Origin of the sequence: Vulcanococcus sp. CPBay_Sum15L08_68 (assembly GCF_017855895.1) — a bacterium.
In the GTDB taxonomy this organism is placed as follows: domain Bacteria; phylum Cyanobacteriota; class Cyanobacteriia; order PCC-6307; family Cyanobiaceae; genus Vulcanococcus.
In genome coordinates this window covers 1-4,114 of sequence record NZ_JAFMFX010000100.1, presented here as the reverse complement: position 1 = coordinate 4,114, position 4,114 = coordinate 1, and the positions used below count along the sequence as shown (strand labels likewise).

Annotated in this window: 5 protein-coding genes; 2 read left to right on the top strand and 3 right to left on the bottom strand. The window is 64.6% G+C overall.

What is annotated here, in order from left to right:
* The 3 genes from uppS to lysA all read right to left on the bottom strand — a co-directional run.
* A partial coding sequence (gene uppS, locus QZ189_RS10785) for a polyprenyl diphosphate synthase (protein ID WP_296421750.1) occupies positions 1 to 315 on the bottom strand: 315 nt, incomplete at its 3' end.
* The gene (gene cdaA, locus QZ189_RS10780) at positions 312 to 1,148 is read right to left on the bottom strand and encodes a diadenylate cyclase CdaA (protein ID WP_296416760.1); all 837 of its coding nucleotides are present in this window, start codon (positions 1,146 to 1,148) and stop codon (positions 312 to 314) included. The genes uppS and cdaA, both read right to left, overlap by 4 nt.
* A 21-nt stretch (positions 1,149 to 1,169) precedes the next feature.
* Positions 1,170 to 2,561, bottom strand: a complete 1,392-nt coding sequence (lysA, locus tag QZ189_RS10775) for a diaminopimelate decarboxylase (protein WP_296421749.1) — start codon at positions 2,559 to 2,561, stop codon at positions 1,170 to 1,172.
* A gap of 34 nt (positions 2,562 to 2,595) precedes the next feature.
* Between lysA and QZ189_RS10770 the strand changes: the two genes are divergently transcribed.
* Together QZ189_RS10770 and QZ189_RS10765 are read left to right on the top strand one after the other, a co-directional pair.
* Positions 2,596 to 3,060: a GNAT family N-acetyltransferase gene (locus tag QZ189_RS10770; protein ID WP_296421748.1), complete on the top strand. Its 465-nt coding sequence runs from the start codon at positions 2,596 to 2,598 to the stop codon at positions 3,058 to 3,060.
* A gap of 182 nt (positions 3,061 to 3,242) precedes the next feature.
* Positions 3,243 to 4,114 (top strand): Clp protease N-terminal domain-containing protein (locus tag QZ189_RS10765; RefSeq protein ID WP_296421747.1); only part of this gene is annotated, 872 nt, incomplete at its 3' end.

Sequence of the window (4,114 nt, the reverse complement as noted above, 5' to 3'; positions counted from 1 at the left end):
GACCCGCTCAAACAGGGTCATCAAGAAGCTGACCTCCTCGCCAGGGCGGTTCCAGTTCTCGGTGGAGAAGGCGTAGGCCGTCAGCGAGCCAATGCCCCAGTCACTGCAGAGGCGCAGGGTGCGTTTCAGGGCTTCCACCCCTTCCCGGTGCCCCATCACCCGGGGAAGTTTGCGCTGCCCGGCCCAACGGCCATTGCCGTCCATGATCACCGCGACATGGGCCGGCAGCCGGCCCGGGTCAAGCCCAGGCGGGAGGGCGCAGCGCGAGGGCCTGTTCCCTTCGACAGTTAAGGCAGTCGTCAGGGAACGACTCATGCGAGAGGTTCGGACGAATCTACGGACACGCTACGACCCGCAGATTTACCAGAGGATTTCGGGGCCTGAGCCAGTGCTTCGCTCAGCAATTCCTGCAGGCGCGAGCTCGTGATCGGACGCTCCAGGCGCCCCTGCTTGGCCAGCGACAACGTGCCGGTCTCCTCCGAGACCACGATGCATAGGCAGCGATCGAAGCGCTCGGTGATCCCCAGGGCCGCCAGATGGCGGGTGCCATAGCGATTCAGTCCCTGGCGGGAGAGGGGCAGGATCACCCCCGCCGAGAGAATCCGATTGCCTTTGACCAGCACCGCACCGTCATGGAGCGGGGTGTCGATCGCAAACAGGTTCAGCAGCAGATCCACCGAGAGCTGAGCATCCAGGGCGATGCCGGGGTTGAGGAAGTCCTCTGGGCGCAGATCACTGCCCAGATCAAGGACGATCAATCCACCACGACGGATCTGGGAGAGGCGACCCGCGGCCTCACTGAGCACACCAACGGAACTCGAGGCGAGCTTGTCGGCCCGTTGGCTGCCAAAGAGAACATCCAGCCGACCAGTCCCCAGCAGTTCCATCAGGCGCCGCAGTTCCCCTTGCCAGAGGATCGCCAGGGCCAAACTGCAGGCCATGACCAGGGCATCCACCAGCTTGCTGGTGAGCGGCAGGTTGGCGTAGCGCTGAACCACCCAGGCCAGGGCCACCAAGGTGAGGTACCCCCGCAGCAACCAGAGGGTCCGCGGCTCGTTCACCCGAGCCAGGATGACCATGCCAAGGGCGGTGGCCAACAGGAGATCCAGCACGAAGCCCAGCTGGATTCCCCCGATCAACCCGAGCACCCTTGCTCTATTCGCTGAGGGTCAGACTACCGGCCGAAGGCGTTCCGGCAGAACGTCGTAGCGCAGCAGTTCCTCTGGCAACTCCCGGCGTTGCACCAGCTCCGCCATGCCGTCATGCACCATCACCGCTGCAGGGCGAGGGATGCGGTTGTAGTTCGAAGCCATCGAGGCGTTGTAAGCGCCGGTGGCAAAGACTGCCAAAACATCACCTGCCTGGGCCGGAGGAAGGGCCAAGTCCTTCAGCAGCACGTCTCCGGATTCGCAGTGCTTACCCGCCAGGGTGACGGTGTCGCTGGCTTCCGCCTCAGGGCGGTCAGCCAAAACGGCGGTGTAGAGCGATTGATAGGTGATCGGACGGGGGTTATCGCTCATCCCGCCATCAACGGAGAGATAGGTGCGGATCCCAGGGATCTCCTTGCGGCTGCCAACGCTGTAGAGGGTCACCCCAGCCGTGGCCACCAGGGAGCGACCGGGCTCGCAGAGAAGCCGCGGCAGCTCAAGTCCCCGCTCCTGGCAGGCACCGGCAACGGCCTCGGCCACGGTGCGGACCCATTCGTCGATGGACGGCGGATCATCGGATTCGACATAACGGATTCCAAGACCACCGCCGACGTTCAAGTCCGAGACGGGATGGCCAAGTTCGCGCGCCAACTTCAGGGCGTCGGCCATCACCGCTGCCAAATCGCGGTGGGGCTGCAGTTCAAAAATCTGAGAGCCGATGTGGGCGTGGAGGCCGCTGACCAACGCCCAGCTGCAGCCCTGGAGGTGCCGCAGAACAGGCTCGAGCTGGTCGGGATCAAAGCCGAATTTGCTGTCGAGGTGCCCGGTGCGGATGTACTCGTGGGTGTGGCACTCGATCCCGGGGGTGAAGCGCAGCATCAGGCGCACCGGCTGGCTCAAGCCCAGGGACGCCAAGAGCTCGAGATCCGACCAGTTGTCCGCCACCACGGTGACGCCCAAGTCGGCCGCCAACTGGAGCTCTTCCAGGCTCTTGTTGTTGCCGTGAAAGACGATGCGCTCAGGAGGCATCCCCCCCTGAACCGCCGTCAGCAACTCGCCCGCCGAGACCGCATCGAGGCCGAGCCCCTCGGAGGCGACCACAGCGGTGATGGCCAGGCTGCTGTTGGCCTTCGAGGCGTAAAGCGCCAGGGCCGAACCGGGGTAATGGGACGCCAGCGCCTTGCGGTAGGCCTGGGCATTGCCGCGAAGGGTGGCCTCATCCAGCACATACAACGGTGTGCCGTAGCGGCGAGCCAGATCACTCAGGCCGCAGCCCCCCACCTCCAATCCACCCTTCGGGCCAACGGCCGTCGTTACGGGGGTGAGATTGCGGTTGGGACTAGCGGTATCGCGGTTGCTCTCAAAGGGCCGGTTGCTCACTTGGAGATCGGCTGTCGCCATCGAAGTCGTCATGGGGTGATCCTAAAGAGGCCGCCTCCAGGCCCCTGTGCCGACGCACACCGCCGATCCCCCGATCCGCCTTGAGGCCCTCAGGCCCGAGCACCTCAGCGCTTGCCTTGCCCTGGACAAAGCCGCCCTGGGCGGGCTCTGGAGCGAAAGCCAATGGGGCTCGGAACTCGCCGACGAACAGAGGCCAGGGCTGGGGCTCTGGCAAGGGGAGCAGCTGCTGGCCTTCGCCTGCGGACTGCTGGTCCTGGATGAACTGCAGATCACAACCCTGGCCGTGGATCCAGGCCACAGGCGGCAGGGCCTGGGACGGCGTGTGATTCAGGCGTTCCTGGTGCAGGCCCGGGAGGCGGGAGCGCTGCGGGCGACCCTGGAGGTGGCCTCGGACAACACCGCCGCAGGGGCGCTCTACGCAGACCTGGGCTTCAGCACCGCTGGAATCCGTCGCGGCTACTACCGCAACGGAAGCGATGCCCTGATCCAATGGCTTGAATTACACGACTGAGAGGCGGTACGGATTGCCGCCCATTCCTGATAGCGAGAACCGGAAACTTTTAACCGCTTCGCTGTGACGATCGCGCGGGGCAATCCCTTTTGGGCATTGGGTTTTGGCGCTTCTGAAATTGATCTCACACACCCCCAAGCAACCCTGATAAATTGGGGGAACATGCAGCCAGGCCCCGCCCCATGTTCGAGCGGTTTACCGAGAAGGCCATCAAGGTGATCATGCTGGCCCAAGAAGAGGCCCGCCGCCTGGGTCACAACTTCGTGGGCACCGAGCAGATCCTCCTGGGCCTGATCGGCGAAGGCACCGGCGTTGCCGCCAAGGTCCTGAAGTCCATGGGCGTCAACCTCAAGGACGCTCGGGTCGAGGTCGAGAAGATCATCGGCCGCGGATCCGGCTTTGTGGCCGTCGAGATCCCCTTCACGCCGAGGGCCAAGCGCGTTCTGGAACTCTCCCTTGAGGAAGCGCGTCAGCTCGGCCACAACTACATCGGTACTGAGCACCTGCTGCTGGGCCTGATTCGCGAAGGCGAAGGTGTTGCCGCACGGGTTCTGGAAAACCTTGGGGTGGACCTGGCCAAGGTGCGCACCCAGGTGATCCGCATGCTGGGCGAGACCGCCGAGGTCGCCGGCGGTGGCGGCGGTGGTGGCAAGGGTTCCACCAAGACGCCAACCCTCGATGAGTTCGGCAGCAACCTGACCCAGCAGGCCTCCGACGGGAAGCTCGACCCGGTCGTGGGCCGTCAGCACGAAATTGAGCGCGTGATCCAGATCCTGGGTCGCCGCACCAAGAACAACCCAGTCCTCATTGGCGAACCCGGTGTGGGCAAGACGGCCATTGCCGAAGGCCTGGCCCAGCGCATCAACTCCGGCGATGTGCCCGACATCCTCGAGGACAAGCGGGTCCTCACCCTGGACATCGGCTTGCTGGTGGCCGGCACCAAGTACCGGGGCGAATTCGAGGAGCGCCTCAAAAAAATCATGGAGGAGATCCGTGGCGCCGGGAACGTGATCCTGGTGATCGACGAGGTCCACACCCTGATTGGCGCCGGTGC

What these genes read in the sequence shown, in the direction of transcription:
- lysA (WP_296421749.1), bottom strand. Translation starts at nt 2,561, where the DNA reads ATGACGACTTCGATGGCGACAGCCGATCTCCAAGTGAGCAACCGGCCC.